Origin of the sequence: Paenibacillus tritici (genome assembly GCF_018207515.1) — a bacterium.
Lineage (GTDB): Bacteria > Bacillota > Bacilli > Paenibacillales > Paenibacillaceae > Paenibacillus_AQ > Paenibacillus_AQ tritici.
In genome coordinates this window covers 4,017,798-4,041,472 of the sequence record NZ_CP073365.1, presented here as the reverse complement: position 1 = coordinate 4,041,472, position 23,675 = coordinate 4,017,798, and the positions used below count along the sequence as shown (strand labels likewise).

Sequence of the window (23,675 nt, the reverse complement as noted above, 5' to 3'; positions counted from 1 at the left end):
ACCTCTCCGACTTACTCCAATTTGGCAAAGAGACTGTCCAATTCACTTTGCGTTAACAGGGCCTCCGGAAAATCACTTGGTGTAAACCCCGGTGCCTGCTTACCCGAGCAGTGCTCAATAATATTGGCTAATGAAACAAGGTAATACTCCAGCACAGCAACAAGCTGCTCCTCACTGTAATGTTTGCTGCTGCAGGTAAGGCTGACGGTAAGACGGCGGTTCAGAATATAGACATTAAAATCCAGCATCTCCTGCAGGGTGTTCATTTCGCCTATGTCAGGACCGGTATCTACTGGAATTGCCTTAAAATGTTCATTCTCCAGCAGCTGATCCAGATCGCCCAGATAGTTGAACCTGATAGAGCTGCCAGGTGAGCGCGTGGCATAGCCCTTCCTGTTCATCATGACGCCATAGTCGATCTTATTACCTGATACGCTGCGTATTTGCTCCTTAACAGCTATAATCTGCTGTGCCAAATCCGTTCCCTCTGCTTGCAAAACCACTGGGTACATGCATGTAAACCAACCGACTGTTCTGGAAATATCAATCCCTGCATCAATGTCCTCCCGGCCATGTCCTTCAAGCTCAACACTTATTTCATTTGCCGGCCAATACTTTGTGCACATTACTGCCAAGGCGGCCAGTAATAGATCATTAGTCTGAGTATGATAGGCTTGGTTCGCCTCATTCATAAGTCTCCCGGTGTTTCCCGTATCCATAGTACGCTGCAGACTATGGTTGACTGGAACCTGTCCTTCCGGGGTTAACTCACATTCATTGCTGAAATGAACAACAGTAGTGCGCTCTAGCAAGTCTGTATATTGTGCTTCATGTAAGGATTGTCCATATCGTTCGAGAGATAATGACCATTCTTGGAATGAATGCGTTTTTGATGGTAATTGTATGACGTCATTTGCCATCATCTGTCTTAACATAGTGCTCATGTCCTCCAGAATAATTCCCCAGGAGACTATATCGACAGCCAAGTGATGCGCCGTCAGAAGCACATGTATTCCCCGCTCCCCCAGATGAAACAAACCGGCTCTCAACAGAACCCCACTACTAATATCAAAGCTCTGTTTCATTCTAGTGCCTATTTCTCGTATCAGTTCGTCCTGCTTTGGGATCGGGAAGCTCCCAAGATCATAGAAGCAGATTCCTTCTCCTGAAGGTGCCGGTAAAGCTTTGTTGTAATAAAAATGACCGGATGCCGCATTATAATTCATTCTGAAAATATCATGGTGGCTGATGATTTCCAGTATCATCCGTTCCAGCTGTTCCACCTTCAGGCTTTGCTTGACCAGCAGCATAAGCGACTGATTGTATTGGTTGAGATCGGGAAATTCCTGAGCCAAGAACCATGAAAGTATGGGAGTTGGTTGTATAATTCCCACAGCCGGCTGTTGTCCGGCTTCTGGCCTTCCTGACCAATGTACATGCCGAGCCATCTCCCTCAATAAGGGTGCTGTCAACAGATCTTTTATTCTGATTGTGAAGCCCGCAGCACTTAACTTGGAAGCGATTTGAATCGCTTTAATGGAATCGCCTCCCAAGGTGAAGAAATGGTCATCGCCTCTCACTGTCTCCAAATGCATCACTTCAGCGATTACCCGGTATAAGATTTCCTCCTCTGCAGTTAGGCTGGTATCACCGCCAGTGCCCATGCGTTCAGGTCTTACGGGCTTCGGGAGAGAGGATCTGTTCAATTTACCGGCTCCCGTAAGCGGGAGCTCCTCCAGCTCAACGAAGAACGAGGGAACCATATATTCCGGTATCCTTGTTAACAGGTATTCTCGTAGTTCTTCTGAAGAGACGGCGCCGCTTTTCACTAGATAAGCGCATAAATACCTGCCCTGCTCTGAATCCTCCCAATCCTTAACTGATGCTTCCCGGATAGCGGTATGCTGCAATAAGCGGTTCTCTATCTCACCAGGCTCTATACGATAGCCTCTTATTTTCACCTGATAGTCAGCTCTTCCGATATACTCTATAATGCCGCCGGATATAAAACGGGCCAAGTCACCGGTTCTGTACATTCGTTGTCCAGGAATAAAGGGATTATCCACAAACTTCTCCTGTGACAACTCCGTTCTGTTCAGATAACCTCTGGCAACCCCTTGACCCGATATATACAATTCTCCAATGGCATACGGAGGTACAGGATTACCGCCTCGATCCAGAATATAAATCTGTACGTTGCCTGCAGGGCGGCCAATAGGAACGGATGCGCCATTATCCAGATTAGGATTATACTGATGTATCATACATCCAACCACTGTTTCGGTCGGTCCGTATTCATTGTAGATTTGTACCTGTTGCTGCTTGAAATACTTCTGTACCTTTCTTGCGAGTTCTGTGCTTAACATATCGCCGCCTACAATAAACCTTCTTATAGCGGAGCAGGAAAAATCCTGATCCTGGATAAGTGAAAGATGCGCCGGAGTAAGCTTCAATACAGTTGCTTTGTTATCCTTAATCACTCTAAACAGAACAAACTCTTCTTCATCATCACGATATATAACAATAAGATTACCGGACACCAGCGGAGCAAAAATGGATGTTACCGTTAAATCAAAGGCCAAGGATGAATATAGCGGAACAACCTCTTCATCCGGCCCGAAATACATCTTGGCTGCCCAGCTCACATAATTACTCAGCCCTTGGTGCTCGATCATTGTTCCTTTGGGCACTCCTGTGGAGCCTGATGTATAGATGACATATGCAAGATCATTCGAATGGATGGATATTCCCGGATTAACCTCTTGACCCTCATAAAGAGCTGAGTCATTTAAATCAATAATTCTCCCGTTATAGGCAATTGCCTGATTCCACTCACAATTTATTAACAGGACGGAAACAGCAGCTTCGTCGAGAATGAACCGGATACGGTCTGCAGGATATGACGGGTCCAGCGGAATGTAGGCTCCTCCAGCCTTCATCACTGCAAGAATGCCGATAATACTCTCCATGGAATGAACGGTGAACAGCCCTGTAACGGTTCCCCTTCCAGCCCCGAATCCGCTTAATAAACCGGCAAGCTGATTGCTCTTTTTGTTCAACTGACTATAAGTCAGACTCTCATTCCCGAAACAAACGGCAATCTTATCCGGAGACCTGGCCGCCTGTTCCTCGAACATCGTAATGACGCTCTTGCCCGGGTCATATTTCATTGCTGTGGAATTAAAGTCATAGAGCACGTAATGTTCCTCGTCCTCTGATAATAAACTTAGACTGCCAACGGGGCGTAAGGGATTAGTACAAGCTTGCTTGATCAAATGCACGATCCGCCTATACATATCCTCTATTTGCTCTTCAGAATAGGCTTCCTTCTGATAATCAAATTGCAGACTCAGCGCACCGGATGCTGACCAGCTCTTGATCACAAGCTGCAGCTGATATTGCTGTAAGCCGTTATAGAACTCCTCGTTCTTAACGGAAAAGCCGTTAATCTCAGGTGCCAGTGATGTGTTGTACCAATTTATACAAGCTTGAAATAAAGACGAATGATGTTGTTTGAAAAACTTCACATCTCCGGTTAACAAATCAAAGGGATACTTTTGATGAAACAGGCCATCCATAATATTTCTATGAACCCGCGCGATCATCTGCCCTACAGTTTCCTCGTAATTCAATAAAAAACGAAAAGGCATTGTGCTTGTAAACATACCGAAGGCGCTCTTTTCCCTCCGCCCTGAGCGGTTCAGTACAGGGATACCCAAAAGTAAGTCGGTCTGACGGAGCATTATGGACGCATATAGCAGATAAACGGCTGTAAAAAAGGAATTGCCGGAGCAGCCATATCGGTCTGTAAATTCCTTGATCTGCCCGGAAAGCTCTAAGGACAGTTCGAACACGGAGCGGTTACCTTCCAACGATTGACTATTTCTTGCCGATGAATCCTCTAGATCCTGTAATTGCTCGATCCAGAAGGCTTTGTCTTTGAGGAAACGCGAAGATTCAAGATAGCGTTGTTCCGTATCAAGATAATTTAGATAAGAGTAAGAGGATTCATCCTCTATTTCGTGTCCGTAACATAATCTTTCGTAGTTTGTCCCAATCTGCTCGGTCATTACATTCATTGACCATCCGTCCGCAATCAGGTGATGGAATTTCGAGAAATATCCCATTTCGGATTCGGATATTCGAAATAACGCAAAATAGAAAAGAGAAGCATCTTCCAGATCAAACGGTGTTGAGGCTGTTGCTTGACTCCATTTCTGAAATTCTTGTTCCGGTTCAGAGCATTGGGAAAAATCCAGTCTGTCCAATGGGAAGGGCTGGTATGGGGGAACATATTGACAAGGCCCATCCTGTCCTTCTGTAAATCTTAATCTTATTCCGTCATGCTTTCGTATAAACAGATGTATAGCTTGTTCCATTAGATCAAGCTGAACCGGCCCGTTAATCCGTATGGTCCCACCAATATTATGAAGACTGGAGCCTGAATGGATTTTGTCCACAACCCAAACCCGCTTTTGCGGATGGCTTAACGAATAGTACTTGCTATCGCCATGCATGTCTTCTTGTGCCATATCGTAACTCCTCGAATTTCAAAATATTATAAATTATTCTAAAATGATTCATCTTTTACTATAGTTAACCACTCAAGGAGTCTTTCTTCAAGTGATCAATTTGTTAAATATTACTAATATTAAAATTTTTATCTAAAATATTAAGTGTGGCGCATACAATGAGCATGTAAGGATTGTCGGGGAATTGGATTGAATGTAGCAAGCGTGTGCGGTCTAATTGGACTTCACGGACATATATGACCGTCTCCCATTCTACCTTCTCATCCTTGTAGCAGAAATAAGGCATCACCCAAGCAGGTTCCACGGAATCACTTTTGTAAAAGCGATGCCAGTCAAAAAAACCGAATTTCTTTCTCTCCACAACCCCGTCTGAATAACGCAGTTCGATCAGATCCTCAAATTCGCCCCAGCAGCAAAAACCCAAAAAGAAAAGCCGATCATAATACTGTTGGCATTCAACCTGTATAACCTGCTCTTCGCAGCTAACTAAGTCCATTGCAGCCGTATCTGTTCTGGGAAAAAGAAAAGGAACACCGCCGACAGACTGGACCTGACCATTGGGCATTAAATGTCCTGCCAGACTCTCAAATCCGTGATTCAGGATTCCCACAATCCCCAATTCCGGCCAAGTTACACCCTTCGTATTGTGGTAAGCTTCAAGATTGACCGTGTGATAAGAATTTGTGTTCAAGCTTAGCTAACATCCCCTCTATATATAGTCTCAGAGCAACTTCACAGCGTTCCTCATACAGGATAATTTTGTCGAGCCGTTCAATTGCTCTCTTCCAGTCGTAGGTTCCCGTAATTACTGTCTTCATTAACCCATTGCGGAATGCAAGCCATTTGTTGAAGCATTCTTCAAACACTTCAATAAGCGCGTTATTGGCAGTATGGTACAAAGGGGATTGTTCGGAGCAATCCAAAAAATATATAAATTCCAGAAATCGGTCCCTAACATCAGTCTGTATTTTAAGCAGATCCCACCATTGTTCAACATAGCTAACCCCCTCCTCCCGCAAAGCCAGCATATCCTTACGGAATGCTTGCAGACCCGCTATTCCCGTCGCAACGCTCCTGTCTGTCCATCCGGCAATATGGGTCTGGCAGGCCGTAAGCAGATTAAGAACATTTTGCATATCCATATTGAGCTTCGGTGCTGTCAGACGAAAAGCTTGGGCTCCCCCGGCAATGTAGCCGTCGTTCACAGCTTCAATCGGTACCCACTCCATAATTTCAGGAATCCAGTCTATTACTAGAGCATGGGTCCGTTCCTGATTGTACTGCTGAATATAGAAGTAATGGCCATCATGTGCCCTATGATAATTGATGGTCCACGGAAGGTACCAGCCATCCGAATGGGTGAAGAGTTGCCCGCCTTCGTCCATATAATCTATCAAATTGGTATAATCGGCCTGAGTATTTTTCATGTGATAAATTTCACATAAACTGGTGTAGAACGGCGGCTTTGCAGCTTCTTTCCGGTGGTGCAAAAATTCATGCGGAGAATAATAATAGAATCCCCAATTGCCGGAGAACGTGTACTGATAAGGATAACCGCTGTTATGAATATGCAGACAAATCAAATAATCAAGACAATTAAAAATGGATAATCTCTTCTGGTAAACGGGAATTCTTACCGGCGTGCCCGTCATATTCTGCCTCCTGCTTCACTTAATCTGTTAACTTTAGTTATTATAAACCAATTCATTGTAAATGTTTGTCTAAATTGGCTGTTGAAATTTGTCATATTTTGATACAATTTACCGTTTAGGTTAAAGAACCAGCTTCATATTTCCGCTATCAGCCTGTATTTCCCCGCTATTAGCTCCATCCTGTTATGTTCTATCCTTACGTTATCCGTTGTAATCTTTAGCACACACCTTTTTCTTGTAGTTTCAACCTTAGTTAAGGATAACACCGGTTCTTGGAGCGGGGTTTGTTGACAACACTTTTAATTATGTTGTATGCAAAAAAGAGCCTGCTGGAAGCAGGCTCTTAAAGTCAGATCATTCCGTGTACGGTTATGTAAGATTCCCCCGGATTACTTCACAGGAATCTTGATGGCTTCATGTTCCTCCAGCAGCTGCTTCAGCTTTTGGCGTTGACGTTTCTCCCGTTGACGGCGCTCTCTGTCCTCCTCCTGAAGAGCCTTGAGCAGGGAAAAGCACATTCCAATCAGAACAATGGCAAAGGGTAAAGCAGCTACAATGGAAGCGGTCTGAAGGCCGCTTAACCCGCCGCTAATCAGCAGGACTACAGCGATGGCGGATTGCAGAATGCCCCAGGTCAATTTCACTCTTGTACTGGGATTGAGATTACCGTCTGAGGTCAGCATGCCCAGAACGAAGGTGGCCGAATCGGCCGAAGCGATAAAAAAGATCATAATCAGGAGGGTAGCTATAAGTGATACTACAGTACTTAAGGGCAACTGCTCCAGCATGACAAAAAGAGCGGTGGTTGTATCTCCTTTAACGGCTGCTGCCAACTGGGCACCATCGAACAATTCCATTTGCAGGCCCGTTCCTCCAAATACCGAAAACCAGACAAAACCGAACAAGCTCGGCACAAGCAGGACGTAAATGACAAATTCCTTGATCGTCCTTCCCTTGGATACTCTTGCAATAAAGGTTCCGACAAAAGGTGCCCAGGCGATCCACCAGGCCCAATAGAATAAGGTCCACGTCCCGATCCACGTTCCCTTTGAAAAAGGCGTTAGCCTCAAGCTCATATTGACGATATTTTGCAGATAGCTTCCTAAAGTGGTTGTAAAGGTTTCGAATATAAATGAAGTCGGACCTGTTATCCATACGAACAGCATCAAAAGAACGGCTATCACTAAGTTTGCGTTACTGAGGAGTTTAATTCCCTTGTCCAGACCGCTAGTGGCGGAGATGAGGAATAGCACGGTCACTATTGTGATAATTATAATCTGAGCGGCTACGGTGTTAGGAACCCCGAATAAATAATGCAATCCTCCGGTAATCTGCAGAGCCCCGAGACCCAGTGAAGTAGCGACGCCAAAAATAGTGGCAATCACCGCTAAAATATCAATGGCCTTGCCCAGCCAGCCGGAAACCAGCCGTTCCCCCAATAATGGAATAAAGGCTGAGCTGATCAGGCCTTTGTATCCTTTGCGAAACTGGAAATACGCAAGCGCCAATCCGATGACGGCATAAATCGCCCATGGATGCAGTCCCCAATGGAAAAACGAATATCGCATAGAAATCCTCGCTGCTGCTGTCGTCCCCCCTTCTACACCTTCTGGAGGAGATAAATAATGGGACAAGGGTTCAGCGACTCCCCAGTATACGATCCCGATCCCCATCCCTGCGCTGAATAGCATTGACAGCCAGGATATTGTGGAATACTCCGGTTCATCTTCGTCGTCTCCCAGACGGATACTGCCAAACCTGCTGAAGGCCAAATAAAAGGTGAAGATCAGGAAAAACAGAGTAGCCAGCAAATAGAACCAGCCGAAATTGTGGATAGAGAACGTGTAAGCGACATTAGCTGTATGGGCCATCTGGTCAGGCGCTACGGCTCCCCATATTGCAAAAATGGCTACGATGGTAATGGCTATTGTAAAAACCATAAATGAACCTCCATTGGTAGTGAATGTGTACAGGTTTTTCTTAAGTATGTGTTACTTCAGCTTTTAGTATGAAACTACCCTTTTAATCATCTAATTTAACATTTTAAAAATTTATCACAATCCTTGAAATCACGGGGCTCAAACCGGCTCGGGAAATTCTACGGAGTGAAGGTTACGCCTTGGCCGTGCGCCGAATGACAGAGCCGTCTGCTGATGCAAGCCAACCATGACCAAAACGCAGAGCAGCGATCCTCCAATAACGGGAGAATCGCTGCTCTGCTCACTTTTTATAGCATTAAGGATGAAGAGAACCGTATAAGAGCATGAATGTCTGGGTCTGGACATCCAGTTCATGAAGCGCAGGTCATTAGATCTTGCCCAATCCGGCATCATCGCCGACTTCTTCATGAGTCTCGATCACGTAATGGACAATGTCTTGAACAGTCGTGTAAGCCACTCCTACGTAGGTGTCGGCGGCGCCATAATAGATGGCAATCCGTCCTGTTTCCGCGTCATTCAGCGTAGCGCAGGGGAACAGCACATTGTTCACGAAGCCGCGTTCCTCGTACCACTCCTCTGGTGTAAGCACAAAATTCTTAGAGCGGTATTTAACTCTCGAGGGCTCATCCTTATCCAGAATAACAGCGCCCATGCTGTATACAAGACCGTTGCAGGTTCCGGTTACACCATGATAGAACATCAGCCAGCCTTCAGAAGTTTCTATGGGTGCCGGGCCACCGCCGATTTTGGTGCTCTGCCACCAGCCTTGTCCACCCTTGGTCATCACATGGCGGTGTTTACCCCAGTACACAAAGTCGGGGCTTTCACTCAGGAACACATCACCAAAGGGAGTATGGCCACTGTCGCTTGGACGGGACAGCATCACGAAATTACCGTTTATTTTTCTTGGGAACAGCACTCCATTGCGGTTAAACGGCAGGAACGGATTCTCCAGGCTGGTGAAGGTTGTGAAATCCTGAGTTGTGGCTACGCCGATTGCAGCTCCATAGAAATCCGTACACCAGATAATGTAATAAGTATCTTCCACTTTGACAAGCCGGGGATCATAGGCATAACGCGGCATATACGGATTACCCGCCTCATCTGTAAACTGTATCGGCTCATCGTCAATCTTCCAGTCCAGACCGTCTGCACTGTGCCCCATCCGCAAGTGAGGACGGGTTGTGTTATCTTCCACCCGAAATACACCAAGGAAGCTGCCGTCATACGCAATAACCGCACTGTTGAAAATACGCGCTACGCCTTTTGCCGGATTGCGTTTGATTACCGGGTTGTCGCTATGTCTCCAGACCGGATTGTCATTGCCGGCAGGTCTATCCTGCCAGGGCATATTGGGCAAATTCTGGCTTGCAGTCAATGTAACTTCTTTCATAAGTGAGATTCCTCCAAGTATTATTATTTGACCGACCCTTGGGCAAAACCGTTATAGATGTATTTCTGCAAGGAGACGAAGGCGATCAGGGTTGGAATAATGGCGATCATGATCGCTGCGCATATCACTTCCCACTGTGAGCCATAGGGACCCTTGAATTTGAATAATGCTGTGGAGACGACCTGCAGACTGCTTTTGGGCATATACAGAAAAGGTGTATAGAAATCGTTGTAGATGTTAACGCCTTTCACGATAATCACGGTTACAATCGCCGGACTCAGCAGCGGCAGAATAATTCTCCAGTAAATTGTCCAGTAGGAGGCTCCATCCAGCATCGCTGATTCGTCCAGGGATTCGGAAATGGAATCCAGAAATTGCATGAAAATATAAACGGCGATAATATCGGTTCCCAGGTACATCAGGATCGGTGCCCAGCGTGTATTGAACAATTCCAGCGAGTTGATGATCTGGAAGGTAGCTACTTGTGTAGTGACTCCCGGAATCAGCGTTGCAAGCAGGAATGCGCCCATAAGCAGCTTGCTGCCTCTGAATTTGAAGCGGGCCAGAATGTAAGCCATCATCGAACCGGTCAGCGTGGCACCGGCGATGGATATAAGCACGATGAACATCGTGTTCATGAAGCCCAGCAGCATATTGCCGTCTACGAAGGCTTTGGTATAGTTGCTGAAATTCAGCCAGTTCTCCGGCAGCGTAAGCGGACCGGTCGAGGCATACTCCTCATTCGTTTTTAAGGAAGCGAAGAAGACAACGGCGATCGGGATCAGTGCCATCAGTGCCCCTAGAATTAAAGTGAGGTATTTGAAGAAGGAGGCGGCGCTGTATTTTAAAGTATGCATAGTTCTTACTTCTCCTCCTTAATCAGAACACGCTGCACAATGGTTACGACAATAACGATTCCCAGCAGCACAACTGCCATGGCTGAGGCAAGACCCAGCTTACTGTATTTGAAGGCCACATCGACAGTCTGGATGACAAAAGTGCCACTGCCATTGGAGCCACCGGTCATGACATACGGAATTTCGAATACACCGATCGCCCCGCTGACCGCGAGGATCAGATTGAGCTGCAGAATGCGTTTGATACTCGGAATAATAATATGTCTGAATTGGTGCCAGCGGTTGGCCCCGTCGATCTCCGAGGCTTCATAGATATCACCGCCGATGGAAGATATCGCTCCAAGGAAGATGATAAAGTTCATCCCCATATATCTCCATACTGATGCAAAAGCAAGTGATATATTGATTAAATGCGGATTCAGCAGCCATTTCTGCTGCCAGGCTCCAAGACCCGCCAGATCAAGGAGGGTATTCAATGTTCCTTCAGGCTTGAAGAAGAACAGGAAGATGAAACCGATGGCTACACCGTTGAGCAGCGTCGGGAAGAACAGAATCCCTTTGAACCAGTTCTTCATCCGGACATTAAAGCTTAGAATGGTGGCAAAATAAAGGGCCAGTCCCATCTGCACAAAGGTGGCAAGGAAATAATATAAGCTTACTTTAAAGACTGCGAAATACTCCGGCTTGGTGAAGATCGTTCTGTAGTTATCGAAGCCGATGTACTCCATATTCTTACTTAATCCATTCCAGCTCGTGAAGCTATACTGGAACATCTTGACTACCGGTAAATACGAGAACGTTAGCAGCAGGGCTACCGGAACTAAAGAAAATAAGAAGATAATTAAAATTCGTTGATTTTTGTAGCTCATGTTGGACAATTTGGGCACTCTCCACACCTCCTGCGTCCTCTTCTATCTATTGAGCTGCAGTAACCTTTGCTCTTGCAGCCTTCCACTTGTCGTTCAGGTCCTTCATGATATCGTCATAGGATTCTTTCCGGTTTCCGATAGCGGCTTCAATGATTACCTTCTTGAAGTCAGGCTGCCAGAGGCCGATTTCAGCTTCTTTATCAATGGCGTCCACCCAGCCCTCTTCCCCGGCCTTTGCAGGCGCAAGTGTGTCGAAGGTAACGTCAGTGCCTGCAAATTGTTTGAGGATTTCAGGAAGCTCTGCGCCCTTAACAGGACTCATACCGCCGCCTTCTGTAGTCGGATAGCCGGATTCATTGATGAACCAGTCCACCCATGCTCTTGCGGCTTCTTTGTTCTTGCTGTGAATGCTAACACCCAGATTATAATCATCTGACAGCGGAACAAGAATCTTGTCTGCATTGGTTGGGAAAGGCATGAAGCCTACATCATCAGGGTTAGTTGCCACTCCTTTGATCTGACCGATGGCCCAAGAACCAAGCATCATCGTGCCAATCTTGCCGTTAGCCAGGTCAGCCTTGGAAGATTCCCAGTCAGTCGTAGTAGGGTCTTCTTCGATCAGGCCGTTCTTGGCAGCATCATACAATACTTTGTACAGATCATAGTGCGGCTGACCCTGTACGAAATTATCATCAGAGGCTACCTGGGTGATGTTGACATAGTCGCGGTCTCCGGCAACCGTAGCCAGATCAGATTCCCATTGTGTCAAGGTCCAGCCGGCTGCATAGTTTGTATACAGCGGAACGGCATCCGTTTTGTCCTTAATACTCTTCAGCGCCGCGGAGAATTGATCAAAGGTTCGCGGAACCTCGGTAATTCCGGCATCTTTAAAAACTTGTTTGTTATAAATCACACCCGAGAAGTTGACCGTAATTGGAATACCATAAGCGATTCCGTCTACAGTGCGTTCTTCCAGTCCGGTATATTGCTGCTCCAGATCAGACATAGCGCCCAGCGGCTCGAAAAACTCAGGCAGGTCTTTGATTGGTACGCTGGTAGGCAACAGAAGCACATCGCCGTAATCACTTGTGCTCATGCGGATTTTTATTTGATCCTCATAATTGGACAGCGCTTCAAAGTTTACTTTGACATCCGGATATTTCTCGTTGAATTTGGCTGCATAATCTTTGAATACGGTATCAACAATGTCTGTTCTTTGTGTGATAACTGTGATATCGCCCTTGATATCCTTAGCGGCATCGTCGTCCGGCGCAGCAGTCGCCTCCGTGTTTGCTCCTGTGCCTCCTGCATTTGTTGCAGCTCCACTACTTGCATTGTTGTTGTCCGATGAACATCCTGCGAACAAGCCCGCCATCAGTGTCAGTGCTGCGAGACTTGTGACCGCTCTCATTTTCGTCATTTCTTTTGAACCCCTCTCATCATTTCAAATCATGAAACAAAAGATAACAAAATGATAACAAAGTATTATTTGTTATCGCTTACAAACACATTATAGTTCGTTTTCACACTCAAAACGATGGTTTCAATTGCTTTTTCTGGTCTTCAATTTGTTATATTTGTTTTTGTTTATTTTCTGAATTTAAATAATATATTAAATGAAAAAGAAGACGCCTTTCGGCGCCTCTTGTCGTTAGAACGATTTTCTAATTTCCTTATGATTAACGATAGTGTATGATGATGTGAACCAAGAGTAGCGAAAATGGCGCGCAGATGCTTATGCTCTGCGCGCCGATTATTTAGGGCAATTATTTCACAATAGGTTTTGGATGAATCCTACGCTAACACGAGGGGAGTTATTATGACTATGAAAAGTCTTTTTGAAATTGATAGTAGTGATTTTAATAGTCAATACGGTGTTCCATTAGATAAGGATTATATAAAACAGGAAGTTTGTTCTGTAAATAATAATAAAATTACTATCAGAAAGATTATTGAGAGTGGTATGGAATATTCGGAATCAACGGAATCAATATTTGATCAAAAAGATGTAGCAGAGGTTATTATATCTAATATAGAAATTCAATTTGCTTTATATCAATTTTACGTTTTTTATAATGGTATAGAAAATAAAGAAGATATTTCAAAAACAAAATTAACTTATGAGCTTTGTTATCCCAAAGAGGAAAGTAAGTTGAATCATATGATATTAATCAATTTGCTTTCGGTCTTCGATTCTGTGAATGTAGTATACAAAAAAGATAAAACTATTGTTGTAGCTACGCTATCAAGCTTTGAGACAAAAATGAAGATTTATGATATATACAAAAGGTTGTACAAAGAATCTCTATTAAATCCATTTATCATATCATTTATTAACGAAAAGGAAATTAATAAATTGGATTATGTCGGAGCTAGCACCAGTATCTATCAATATCAACCTTGTGAAGATGAGTTGAATGCTATTGTCCTGAATAAGAAAGAAATGATTTTTATTCATTTTATAGATCAACAATTGGCACTATCTAATTATTTCCTGTTTTATTGTGTTGGTTGGAATGACTATGATATTGCAATGAGTATGACACTGAAAAAATTAGCCAAATATTTCAGGAAGATATTTTTCACCTCAACCCCTGATCAATTCTTATCTCAGCTCCTTATGATATATAAAGCATAAAGCTCCCCAGAAGCTACAGATAGTATGCTTAGAAGGTTAGCTTTCGGGCTAGCCTTTTTGGTATCAAAAAATTAGAATGTATTGCAAATCCCCCTTATCGTTCCTTCCTTAATTTCCTAATATACTTGTAGGTGATTGCAATTATGATCCCGGCCCCCCTTCGTTCGTACAGCTTCCAACGTTTCAATCAACGTTTTTCGCATACATTTTGCACACGCTTCTTATCCACAGCAGACGGATAATATAATTTCCTATGCAATAAAAAAGAGCTATCGCCCGGAGGGACGATAGCCGCTTTTATAATCTTTGGGTGTCATACCGCATATTTTTTTGAACAGCTTATTGAAATATACCGGATCGCTATAGCCGACTAATTCGGCGATTTCATAGTTTTTGAGCTCGGGTTGTCCGGTGAGCAGCTCCTTTGCTTTGGCGATTCGTATGCCGATCAGATAATCCGTAATCGTCTGGCCTGTCTTGTATTTGAACAGACGGCTTATATAACTGGCGTTCATGCCTACTTTGTCAGCAAGACGCTCCAATTCAAAATTATGGTCATATTCCTTTTCCAGGATGCCTTTGGTTTGTTCAACGACGTAATGCTCCCCGCCCTCTGGAGACACTGGTGCTGCTTCTACAGACTCAGGAGGATTTAACTTTTGCTTCTCCTGTACACTATTGAGCAAATCGTACAATTGGGCCTTCTCTATAGGCTTAAGCAGATAATCCATAATCCCATAACGGATCGCCCGGCGGGCATATTCAAATTCACTGAATCCGCTTAACACGGCAATCGGCAATTGCTTCAAATGGCCTCTTGTTTCTTCAATCAGCCTGAAGCCATCCATTCTAGGCATTTTGATATCCGTAATCAGCAGGTCGAGCTCATCCGGCTTTAGCTCCCGCAGATGATTCCAAGCCTCCAGTCCGTTACCATATGAACCAATTACCTTTACTTCCAGGTCCATTCTGGAAGTGATTTTCTCGAGTCCGCGGCGAATAACTTCCTCATCGTCCGCAATGATGACCTTAATCACCCAAGAATCTCCCCCATTTCATCTTCCGCCATGATGATTGCGCTATCATCATCAATTATAGACTTCCTTTCATGGTTAGCAAATGTGCTGTAATGCTATTTTATAGTCTTGTATTTACTTTACGCAGTTTATCCTTGAAATCACGGGGGAAAAGAGTTATAACTACATTATATTTTGTTATTATATTATAACTATATAATAATAACAAATAATAAATTGTTAGTTATACTATTAATCCGTTAAAGCGAGGTTGCTAAGCATGGTACTACAGAATGAATATATCGGAGGTGTTACCTGGGGATTCATGGGGGTACGGGGAACCTGGGCAAATGCAGACGCAGAGACTTCCATGGAGTTAATGAAAGCGACCACTGCTGCGAATTGGACAGCTATCGCATTTAGTGCGGTTCAAGCCACACCGCAATCGACTGTGATTCCTTACCGGGAGAACCCAACGGTTACCGATGAAGAGATTCACTGGGCTATCCGGAAGGCCAAACAACTGGATCTCAAGGTATGTCTGAAACCCATTGTCAATTGTGCGGACGGGACCTGGCGTGCCCATATCAACTTCTTTGACAAGGATGTTCCTTGTGAACCCAAATGGTCAGACTGGTTCCGCTCATACACCGCCTTCATCCTGCATTATGCGGTGATCGCTGAGCAGAGCGGCTGCGAAATGTTCTGTATCGGCTGCGAATTGGTCATGTCAGACAGACGCGCTGAGCAGTGGCGGGCATTGATTGATGAAGTACGCAAGGTGTACAGCGGAATCCTTACCTATAATTGTGATAAATATCAGGAGGATAATGTGACCTGGTGGGATGCCCTTGATGTCATCACTTCCAGCGGTTATTACCCCCTGCAGGATTGGGAGGCTCAGCTTGACCGGATTGAAGCTGTAGTGAAGCAACATAACAAGCCGTTCTTCTTCATGGAAGCAGGATGTCCTAGCCGGATCGGCAGCGCGGCCGTTCCCAATGACTGGACGCTGAAAGGTGATCCGAGCTCTAGAGAACAAGAACGCTTTTATGAGGAGATGTTCAGGAGCTGTGAAGGCCGTGATTGGGTTCAGGGCTTCATGCTGTGGGACTGGCCGGCACACCTCTACCCGATCGAATCAGCGCCGGAGAATGATGATTACTGCATGTACGGCAAATCTGCAGCAGTTACCATTAGGCAGTACTACCAATCCAAAACCATAATGAATCCCAAGGAGAACCCAAACGAATGAGCATGTTGACGAAAGAATGGCAAAGCAGTTTCGAACATGAGCTTAAGGGGAACATCCTGAAGTTCTGGATGGATCACACCCTGGATGTAAGTAGTGGAGGCTTTGCCGGAGAGATTGACAACCAGATGAATGTCATTGCCGGTGCGGAGAAGAGTCTGGTCCTGAATACACGAATTCTTTGGACCTTTGCGAGTGCTTACAATATGTACGGCACCAAAGATTACCTGGAGATGGCAGAGCGTGCCTATGATTACCTGACCCTGCATTTCACGGATACGGAATATGGCGGGATGTTGTGGATGGTCAATGAGCAGGGAGAGCCTTCCCAGCCAAAAAAACAGATTTATGGTCTGGCTTTTGCCATCTATGCGATGGCTGAGTTCTATAACGCTACCGGACGCCCGGAGGCTCTACAGCAAGCGGTTGATCTGTTCCAGCTTATTGAGAAATACGGATATGACCCCTTGCATAAGGGCTATATTGAAGCACTATCGCGCGACTGGAAGATAACGGATAACCTGAGTCTCAGTGCTAAGGATCTGAATGAGAAGAAATCTATGAATACACATCTGCATATTCTCGAGGCATATACAGGACTATACCGCGTGTGGAAGTCAGAGGAACTGAAGAACAAGCTATACGAGCTGATTGAAGTCATGCTTGATCATATTATTGATCAGGCTGGAGAACACTTCCACTTGTTCTTTGACGAAGAGTGGCATGTGAAATCCGATACCCTATCCTATGGACATGATATTGAGGGCAGCTGGTTATTAGTTGAAGCCGCTGAAGTGCTCGGAGATGAGCGGCTGTTTCAGCGGGTACGCGCTAGAGCGGTCACTATGGCTGAAGCGGTTCTCGCTGAAGGGATAGCCGATGATGGAGGCATCTGGAATGAAGCGGAGAACGGCAGCCTCATCGACAAGACCAAAGACTGGTGGCCGCAGGCCGAAGCTATCGTAGGCTTCTATAACGCCTATCAGCTTACGGGCGATTCCCGTTTCTTGAAGGCTGCTGAGAACACTTGGTCGTTCACCGACAAGTATATTATCGACCACAAGCTCGGCGAATGGTTCTGGGGGGTTGACGAGGATCTGAAGCCGCTGGACCATGCCCCCAAGGTCAGTGCATGGAAATGTCCTTACCATAACAGCAGAGCCTGCTTCGAAATGATCAAGCGGCTTACCCTCAACTTAAAGGAGACGATCTAATGACTATTTTTGAAGAACGTAAACAACAATTAACTGCACGCTATGAGGCATTGATAGGCCGCAGCAATGAGAAAGTCCCTTTCGGCAACGGTATATATGACCGTTATCTCTACCCGCTGCTTACGGCTGACCACGCACCGCTGATCTGGCGTTATGACTTCAACCCTGAGACCAACCCGTATTTCGCGGAACGAATCGGCGTGAACGGTATCTTTAATCCTGGTGCGATTGAGCTGAACGGAAAGTTTTACATTGTGGCCCGTGTAGAGGGCAATGACCGCAAGTCATTTTTCGCTGTTGCCGAGAGCGACAGCGGTGTGGATGGCTTCCGCTTCTGGGATCACCCGGTAGTTCTCCCTGAGACGTCAGACCCGGACGTCAATGTCTATGATATGCGTCTGGTGAAGCATGCCGACGGCTGGATCTACGGCTTGTTCTGTACGGAACGTAAAGATCCTGAAGCACCCCACGGCGATCTTTCCAGTGCTGTTGCCCAGTGCGGTATTACCCGTACCAAGGATCTCAGAACCTGGGAACGCCTTGCTGATCTGAAGACCGGCTCCGCCCAGCAGCGCAATGTTGTGCTGCACCCCGAGTTTGTAGATGGCAAATACGCTTTCTATACCCGCCCGCAGGATGGCTTCATCGACGCGGGTTCCGGCGGAGGCATCGGCTGGGGGTTGTCTGAGAGAATTGAGAATGCTGTCATCACTGAGGAAACTATCATGGATCAGCGCTACTACCACAGCATTAAAGAGGTGAAGAACGGTCAAGGTCCGGCTCCGATCAAAACCGCCAGAGGCTGGCTGCATATCGCCCATGGCGTCCGTAACACTGCAGCCGGACTGCGTTATGTACTGTATGCATTCCTGTCGGATCTTGATGAGCCGAACAAGGTAACGCATGCCCCAGGCGGACACTTCATTGCTCCGGACGGGGAGGAGCGTGTCGGCGATGTATCCAATGTTGTCTTCTGCAATGGTATCATTGCCCGTGATAACGGTGAAGTCTTCATTTATTATGCATCCTCTGACACCCGCATTCATGTAGCCACAACAACCGTTGACCAGCTGCTGGATTATGTTCTGAACACGCCCGAAGATCCTCTTCGCTCGTATGCCTGCGTTCAGCAGCGTATAGCCATGATCGACCGTAATTTACAGCTGAAATAGATTAAAGGCGGGCCATTGTAACTCTAATGGCCCGCCTTTTTTTGAATATGGAATGCTTGATTAGTTCCTCGCTTCCTTCCATTTCACATTCAGTTCATGGAAAGATTGCTCCAAATCCTGCGCAGCAAGCAGTTCCTGAATATAATCTCCTGACCAGAATGACAGCTTTGCCCGGTTGGCCATGTCGATAAAGGCATCGGTCTGGACAGTAGCCTCAATCATTGTGGGATGATAGGATAGAAACTCGCTGTATTGCGGAAGTGCTGGCTCGTCTGAGCTATGTAATGGCAGAAATCCCCAGTTTGTTGTATAGGAGGTCTCGTTGACGAAATAATGAATCCATTTCATCGCCAGCTCTTTATTCTTGCTGAATTTACTGACTCCTATGAACCAATCCGGATTCAAGGCGGCATAGTGGGTAGGATGATTGTCGTAAGGGAATGGGAAAAAGCCGATATCCTCGGGTGCAGCCCCGGCATCAAGAATCTGGCGGATCGTCCAGTTGCCCTGAAAATACATCCCTGCCTCCCCTTTGGCCAGCTTGGTTTTGGAAATCTCCCAGTTGTTGGAGAATAGCTGATCCTCCACATAACCTTTGGCCAGCATCGTTCTGGCAATCTCTATCGCCCTGCCCCATTCATTGTCAATCTTCCAGGGCGCATCCTCCTGCACCATTTCGTTCAGATATTCGGGATTGCCTGTCATATAATTAACCAGATTATTGCCCCATTCCCGCAATGGCCAGACTGCACCATAATTCATATACAGCGGTATGATGCCTGCCTGCTTCAGCTTGGCACTGGCAGCATAGAATTCGTCCAGCGTCTGCGGAACCTGCCTGATGCCCGCTTGCCTGAAGGCCTGCTTGTTATAGACGACTCCGCTGGTTGTAGTACCGGTCGACAGTCCATATCTTTTGCCGCCATAGGTTGCGAAGGTTGTGAATCTCTCTTGTGCAGCGAGCTCCGCATTCAGTGGCTCGAAAAAATAGCTCAGTTCCTTCGCAGGCAGATTAACGGGCAGCAGCAATACATCTCCCGCATCCTTCGTGGACAAGCGGACCAGAATATCAGTGGCATAATTGGATATGCCTTCGAACTCCACGTTAGCCCCCGGGTATTGTTTCTTAAATCCATCGGCATAGCTCCGGAAAGTTCCATTCTCAATCAAATCTATACGGTTGGTCAGCATGACGATGGTTCCGGTCAGCCCGGAAAGAGTCTCGCCTCCGGCTGGAGAAGAGGTGGGCAACACCTGACTGCCGCCGCTGTCACAGCCGCCTGACAGCAGGAGCAGGAGCAGTATGGAATGCATCGGCCAGCGTTTCTTTATACGTATCAAGCAGATTCTCCTCCTTATGTTCTTCCAGTGGTTATGGCTTCTCGTCCCGGCAAAGGGAGAGAAAGAATGACATCTGTTCCTGTGCCAGGCTGACTAAACACCTCTATGCCATAGGATGGACCATAGTGAAGCTGGATACGGTGGTGCACATTTTTCATACCGATTCCGCCATTAATGCTAAGCTTCGGTACTGCTTCATGCCTCAGACTGTCATTGAGCTTGTCCAGCGTCTCTTGTTCCATCCCGCAGCCGTCGTCACGAATATGAAACAGCAGCTTGTGCTTAGTAACTTCACACTTAATGCTTAAATGCATCAGCGGCTTCGAATCATCTAATCCGTGATAGGCGGCATTCTCAATAATCGGCTGAAAGACCAGCTTGATCATGGAGTAGTTATCCAGTTCTTCGGGGACGTCGATCAGTAATACAAACCTTCCCGGATAACGGCAGCCCAGAAGCTCGACGTAATTGCGTACATACATCAGCTCCTGTTTCATAGTGGTGGTGCCGGACCATTCACCAATGCTATAGCGCAGAATCTTGCCCAGAATAGAGATCATGTCGGCAGCCTCTACATCATCGTTCAGCTCTGCTGTCATACGGATCGACTCCAGCGTGTTGTAGATGAAATGCGGGTTGATCTGGCTTTGCAGTGCCTGCAGCTCAACCTTTTTTTTCTGTTCCTCCATCTGATAGATATCCTGAATCAGTTGCCTGATACGGGCGAGCATCCGGTTGAACTGATGGCCTAGAAGTCCTATTTCATCCTTACGATTGACGCGGAACGTTACATCAAGGTCGCCGTTTTGCACTTTTTTCATCAGCTGAATCAATTGGGTCAGCGGCTTCGTCAGAGCAAAGGAGAGAATAATGGAAATCATCAGCGCAACTACAACAATAACCAAGGTAGCAGCAATGGTGGCATTGCGGGTCAGCGTTACTCCGCGGGTCAATTCATCTACAGGAATGGATATAATGACCTTCCAATTCGTCTTGGCAGAGCTTGAATAAATATTCAGCCGCTGCTTGCCGGATATTGTGTCATAAAAGCTTCCGGCTTCACCCTTAGCAGAGCGGTACAGGGTGGAATGTGAAATATCAGTGGTTAGCAGCTTCTGATCGCTGTCATAGATAACCTTCCCGTTCTCGTCAACGATGACGGACGTACCATGTGTAACTTTGTCCAGTTCGGCTACCTGATTTTCCAGATTGCTGATATTTGCTTCAACTGCGATGAGTCCAACCGGATTCCATAGCCCGTCTACAATTTTACGGACAACGGTGAACGCATAACGGGTGCTTTGCAGATTGCTGGTATACGCCTGGGTGCCGAAGAGGAGTGCCTCTCCACTCGAATTCTTTGACTGCGCGCTCCAGAACTTGTAGCTCTGCTCGAGGTCCAGACGGACGCCGCCATCCTTGGCGGAATAGTAGCCATTCCCGTATCCGTCAAATATATATACGGAGTTAGTTCCGCGCTTAATATTGTTAATGAACGAAATATTTCCTTCAATGCCCCGCTGGATCGACAACAGCAGATCGAAGTCACCGGGAGCAGGCTTTGCTGTGCTTCCCCTGCTCTCCGAATTCTTTTGTTCATAATAGTGATTGGAGCGGATCAGGTTCTGCTTGATCTCATTCACATAGGCAGGCATCGAGGAGATTCTTTTCATATCTTCAATGTAGTCGTCAATGGAGTCCATCATCTGATCAATCAGCTTCTCTGAGTAAGCAACAGTGTTAGCCTGTATAGATTCAGAGTAGCTTCGGAAGCTGATTATGCTGATGAATGAGAGTGGAAGTGTAATAATAATCAGGAAGACGAGCAGAAGCTTGCGTTCCATGCCCATGTCCCCGATATAGGACCACCAGCGGTTACTGCGTTGTGCATTCATTTGGTCCTTCTCCTTACTTTAGCGTATCTAACTTTTCATTATAAATAACCTAACAGTTATTATACTTGTTAGCGTAAGGGTATACAAGACTCTATCAGCGCAAAAGAACCCCACATCGTGGGGTCCCGGAGTTGATAATTATTCAGCTAAGGCACAGTAAGGATGACTTATTGTACAGTTACACTATCCACATAAACAGCTGATTGTCCGCTGCTGTTAGAGGAAGCTCCGAACTCAACCCCGACCTCTCTTACATCGGATAGATTAGGAATATTACTGAGTGAAAGTGTCAATGTAGAGCCTGTTGAATGAATAGCTGTAATTCCGCCATCATGCCACGTCCAGCCCGACCCGGTCTTCACATACAATTTGGCTGAAATGCCGTTGCCGATATTTCCCCAGGGTGCGTGCTTTATGGTTGCTTTAAGAATGTTTTTACCTGATAAATTATGATGCCCGGTGTAATAAAGGCTGTGCGAGGAACCGGCGGCTAAGTAGATATCTGCCTTCAGGGAGTTTGTCCCGGCGGCTGTCCATTCATTGGTGACCCAAGGCCCGCCCGATATATTGCTTCCCGACCAGCCCGAGATTCCGGATTCGAAATCATACAAGGTTGTCACTGTTCCTCCCGGTGTTGGGGTTGGGGTTGGTGATGTTGTCGGGGTCGGAGTAGGTGATAGGGTCGGGATCGGTGATGCTGTTGGAGCAGGTGATACGGTCGGAGTCGGAGTTCCCCCTCCGAATACACCACTCAGGATGGATGTGGCCTGGATGCCATAACTGCCGTTTACAACGATGTTGCCGAAGGAGGTAAGTGAATTTCCTGCCCAATCATGGGTCATATCAAGATAGGTCAAGTCACTGCTGTTCCCCTTCCAAGACCAGGAGAGCCAGCCGACCTTCTTCTGCTGGGAATAGCTCATAATCGTTGCTTCATCCACATCCCCATTGGTGTGCTGCCCGCCAAACTCACCAATAATGAGCGCAAGATTCTTGTTCAGCACTTCGTCGATATTGGATTTGACTGTAGCTGCATTGCCGCCGGCATATTCATACATGTGTATAGAGAAAACTGTATTCTTCAATGAATCCGAGTTCAGGACTTCTGTGCCATAATTGATGGCCGAAGCCGGATATTGCCCCCAGCCAGCCGAGTCAACAATGAGGGTATGATTCAGGCCGGCATTGCGCAGCTTGGGGATAGCCTGTTTATAGCCGGCAGCCCATGCCGGTCCATCCCATGTTCCGTACCACTCGTTGGCAATATTGATGATTACGCGGTCTTCTTTGCCGATCAGGGCGCTCTTAATAGCAATCCAATAATTTACGGCATTGTCCAGATCGGTGAGACTGTCACTCCCTGTGGCATCATGCACTTCCAGCACAGCAATCAGTTTATTTTGCTCGCAAAGGCTAAGGATGTTCTGGACAGCGCTTACATCATCTAACGTCCATTTATGACCGTCAGACAATACAATTCGGACCGTATTGGCCCCTGTTTTGGCAATGGCCGGAATTGCGGTGGTTAACTGATCCTTGTACCAGGTATGCGCATGATTGACGCCTCGCATAACAAAGGGTGTACCGGTTGCATCCATTAATTTGGTTCCGCTTACATAAAACCCGCTGGCAGCATGAGCATCTTTTGGAACCAGTCCGATCAGAGATAAAACCAGTAGTAACGCCGTCAATGTTATCGACCACTTGCGTATCACCAATAACCACCTCATGAGATTTTATTTATGTGAACCCTCATATACGAAACGATTGACCTGAACGTTCACCTCCAATTTTAGAATATGAGGGGACATATAGAGTTGCACTTCTTAAGCATGGGTTCACGAGTTTGTTAGTTTATCTGTATTCAATTAGTGATTTATTGTTATATTAGCATAACTTTATTT

Annotated in this window: 16 protein-coding genes; 4 read left to right on the top strand and 12 right to left on the bottom strand. The window is 46.1% G+C overall.

Translation table 11 applies throughout. The features are described 5' to 3' along the window. Positions 1-11 precede the first annotated feature (11 nt). The 8 genes from KDC22_RS17280 to KDC22_RS17245 form a co-directional block, all read right to left on the bottom strand. Complete coding sequence (locus KDC22_RS17280) at positions 12-4,532, bottom strand: non-ribosomal peptide synthetase (RefSeq protein WP_211719798.1); 4,521 nt, start codon at positions 4,530-4,532, stop codon at positions 12-14. Between the two features lie 103 nt (positions 4,533-4,635). After that, positions 4,636-5,223: a hypothetical protein gene (locus KDC22_RS17275; protein WP_211719797.1), complete on the bottom strand. Its 588-nt coding sequence runs from the start codon at positions 5,221-5,223 to the stop codon at positions 4,636-4,638. Then, positions 5,189-6,184 carry a hypothetical protein gene (locus KDC22_RS17270; protein ID WP_211719796.1) on the bottom strand — a complete coding sequence of 332 codons (996 nt, stop codon included), beginning with the start codon at positions 6,182-6,184 and terminating at the stop codon, positions 5,189-5,191. Before KDC22_RS17270 ends, KDC22_RS17275 begins: the two co-directional genes overlap by 35 nt. 389 nt (positions 6,185-6,573) lie before the next feature. Continuing rightward, positions 6,574-8,124, bottom strand: a complete 1,551-nt coding sequence (locus KDC22_RS17265; protein ID WP_211719795.1) for a glycine betaine uptake BCCT transporter — start codon at positions 8,122-8,124, stop codon at positions 6,574-6,576. Positions 8,125-8,491: 367 nt separating this feature from the next. Next, positions 8,492-9,517 (bottom strand): glycoside hydrolase family 130 protein, encoded by a 1,026-nt coding sequence (locus KDC22_RS17260; RefSeq protein WP_211719794.1) that lies wholly within the window; start codon positions 9,515-9,517, stop codon positions 8,492-8,494. A 23-nt stretch (positions 9,518-9,540) separates the two neighbouring features. Continuing rightward, a complete protein-coding gene (locus KDC22_RS17255; RefSeq protein WP_173137233.1) occupies positions 9,541-10,374 on the bottom strand; it encodes a carbohydrate ABC transporter permease in 834 nt (277 codons plus the stop codon). Positions 10,375-10,379: 5 nt separating this feature from the next. After that, the gene (locus KDC22_RS17250) at positions 10,380-11,261 is read right to left on the bottom strand and encodes a carbohydrate ABC transporter permease (RefSeq protein WP_211719793.1); all 882 of its coding nucleotides are present in this window, start codon (positions 11,259-11,261) and stop codon (positions 10,380-10,382) included. A 28-nt stretch (positions 11,262-11,289) separates the two neighbouring features. Then, complete coding sequence (locus KDC22_RS17245; RefSeq protein WP_211719792.1) at positions 11,290-12,663, bottom strand: ABC transporter substrate-binding protein; 1,374 nt, start codon at positions 12,661-12,663, stop codon at positions 11,290-11,292. A 399-nt stretch (positions 12,664-13,062) separates the two neighbouring features. Here KDC22_RS17245 and KDC22_RS17240 point away from each other — a divergent pair, with 399 nt between their 5' ends. Further along, complete coding sequence (locus KDC22_RS17240) at positions 13,063-13,881, top strand: hypothetical protein (protein WP_211719791.1); 819 nt, start codon at positions 13,063-13,065, stop codon at positions 13,879-13,881. Between the two features lie 269 nt (positions 13,882-14,150). Here KDC22_RS17240 and KDC22_RS17235 read toward each other — a convergent pair whose 3' ends face one another. Continuing rightward, positions 14,151-14,918 (bottom strand): response regulator transcription factor, encoded by a 768-nt coding sequence (locus KDC22_RS17235; RefSeq protein WP_211719790.1) that lies wholly within the window; start codon positions 14,916-14,918, stop codon positions 14,151-14,153. 259 nt (positions 14,919-15,177) lie between these two features. Here KDC22_RS17235 and KDC22_RS17230 point away from each other — a divergent pair, with 259 nt between their 5' ends. Genes KDC22_RS17230 through KDC22_RS17220 form a run of 3 tightly spaced genes read left to right on the top strand, consistent with a single transcriptional unit; the run spans position 15,178 to position 18,535 of the window. Next, positions 15,178-16,152, top strand: a complete 975-nt coding sequence (locus tag KDC22_RS17230) for a glycoside hydrolase family 113 (RefSeq protein ID WP_211719789.1) — start codon at positions 15,178-15,180, stop codon at positions 16,150-16,152. Beyond that, complete coding sequence (locus KDC22_RS17225) at positions 16,149-17,363, top strand: AGE family epimerase/isomerase (RefSeq protein ID WP_246552700.1); 1,215 nt, start codon at positions 16,149-16,151, stop codon at positions 17,361-17,363. The genes KDC22_RS17230 and KDC22_RS17225 overlap by 4 nt, the downstream gene beginning before the upstream one ends. After that, positions 17,363-18,535 carry a glycoside hydrolase family 130 protein gene (locus KDC22_RS17220; RefSeq protein ID WP_211719788.1) on the top strand — a complete coding sequence of 391 codons (1,173 nt, stop codon included), beginning with the start codon at positions 17,363-17,365 and terminating at the stop codon, positions 18,533-18,535. The genes KDC22_RS17225 and KDC22_RS17220 overlap by 1 nt, the downstream gene beginning before the upstream one ends. 60 nt (positions 18,536-18,595) lie before the next feature. Here KDC22_RS17220 and KDC22_RS17215 read toward each other — a convergent pair whose 3' ends face one another. The 3 genes from KDC22_RS17215 to KDC22_RS17205 all read right to left on the bottom strand — a co-directional run bounded on the left by KDC22_RS17215 (position 18,596) and on the right by KDC22_RS17205 (position 23,501). Next, positions 18,596-19,876 carry an ABC transporter substrate-binding protein gene (locus KDC22_RS17215; protein ID WP_211719787.1) on the bottom strand — a complete coding sequence of 427 codons (1,281 nt, stop codon included), beginning with the start codon at positions 19,874-19,876 and terminating at the stop codon, positions 18,596-18,598. A gap of 14 nt (positions 19,877-19,890) precedes the next feature. Then, the gene (locus tag KDC22_RS17210; protein WP_211719786.1) at positions 19,891-21,771 is read right to left on the bottom strand and encodes a cache domain-containing sensor histidine kinase; all 1,881 of its coding nucleotides are present in this window, start codon (positions 21,769-21,771) and stop codon (positions 19,891-19,893) included. 167 nt (positions 21,772-21,938) lie between these two features. Then, complete coding sequence (locus KDC22_RS17205) at positions 21,939-23,501, bottom strand: glycoside hydrolase family 5 protein (RefSeq protein WP_211719785.1); 1,563 nt, start codon at positions 23,499-23,501, stop codon at positions 21,939-21,941. Positions 23,502-23,675 lie beyond the last annotated feature (174 nt).

What these genes read in the sequence shown, in the direction of transcription:
- KDC22_RS17280 (WP_211719798.1), bottom strand. Translation starts at nt 4,532, where the DNA reads ATGGCACAAGAAGACATGCATGGCGATAGCAAGTACTATTCGTTAAGC.
- KDC22_RS17220 (WP_211719788.1), top strand. Translation starts at nt 17,363, where the DNA reads ATGACTATTTTTGAAGAACGTAAACAACAATTAACTGCACGCTATGAG.
- KDC22_RS17265 (WP_211719795.1), bottom strand. Translation starts at nt 8,124, where the DNA reads ATGGTTTTTACAATAGCCATTACCATCGTAGCCATTTTTGCAATATGG.
- KDC22_RS17270 (WP_211719796.1), bottom strand. Translation starts at nt 6,184, where the DNA reads ATGACGGGCACGCCGGTAAGAATTCCCGTTTACCAGAAGAGATTATCC.
- KDC22_RS17255 (WP_173137233.1), bottom strand. Translation starts at nt 10,374, where the DNA reads ATGCATACTTTAAAATACAGCGCCGCCTCCTTCTTCAAATACCTCACT.
- KDC22_RS17240 (WP_211719791.1), top strand. Translation starts at nt 13,063, where the DNA reads ATGACTATGAAAAGTCTTTTTGAAATTGATAGTAGTGATTTTAATAGT.
- KDC22_RS17225 (WP_246552700.1), top strand. Translation starts at nt 16,149, where the DNA reads ATGAGCATGTTGACGAAAGAATGGCAAAGCAGTTTCGAACATGAGCTT.
- KDC22_RS17260 (WP_211719794.1), bottom strand. Translation starts at nt 9,517, where the DNA reads ATGAAAGAAGTTACATTGACTGCAAGCCAGAATTTGCCCAATATGCCC.
- KDC22_RS17210 (WP_211719786.1), bottom strand. Translation starts at nt 21,771, where the DNA reads ATGAATGCACAACGCAGTAACCGCTGGTGGTCCTATATCGGGGACATG.
- KDC22_RS17230 (WP_211719789.1), top strand. Translation starts at nt 15,178, where the DNA reads ATGGTACTACAGAATGAATATATCGGAGGTGTTACCTGGGGATTCATG.
- KDC22_RS17245 (WP_211719792.1), bottom strand. Translation starts at nt 12,663, where the DNA reads ATGACGAAAATGAGAGCGGTCACAAGTCTCGCAGCACTGACACTGATG.
- KDC22_RS17205 (WP_211719785.1), bottom strand. Translation starts at nt 23,501, where the DNA reads ATGAGGTGGTTATTGGTGATACGCAAGTGGTCGATAACATTGACGGCG.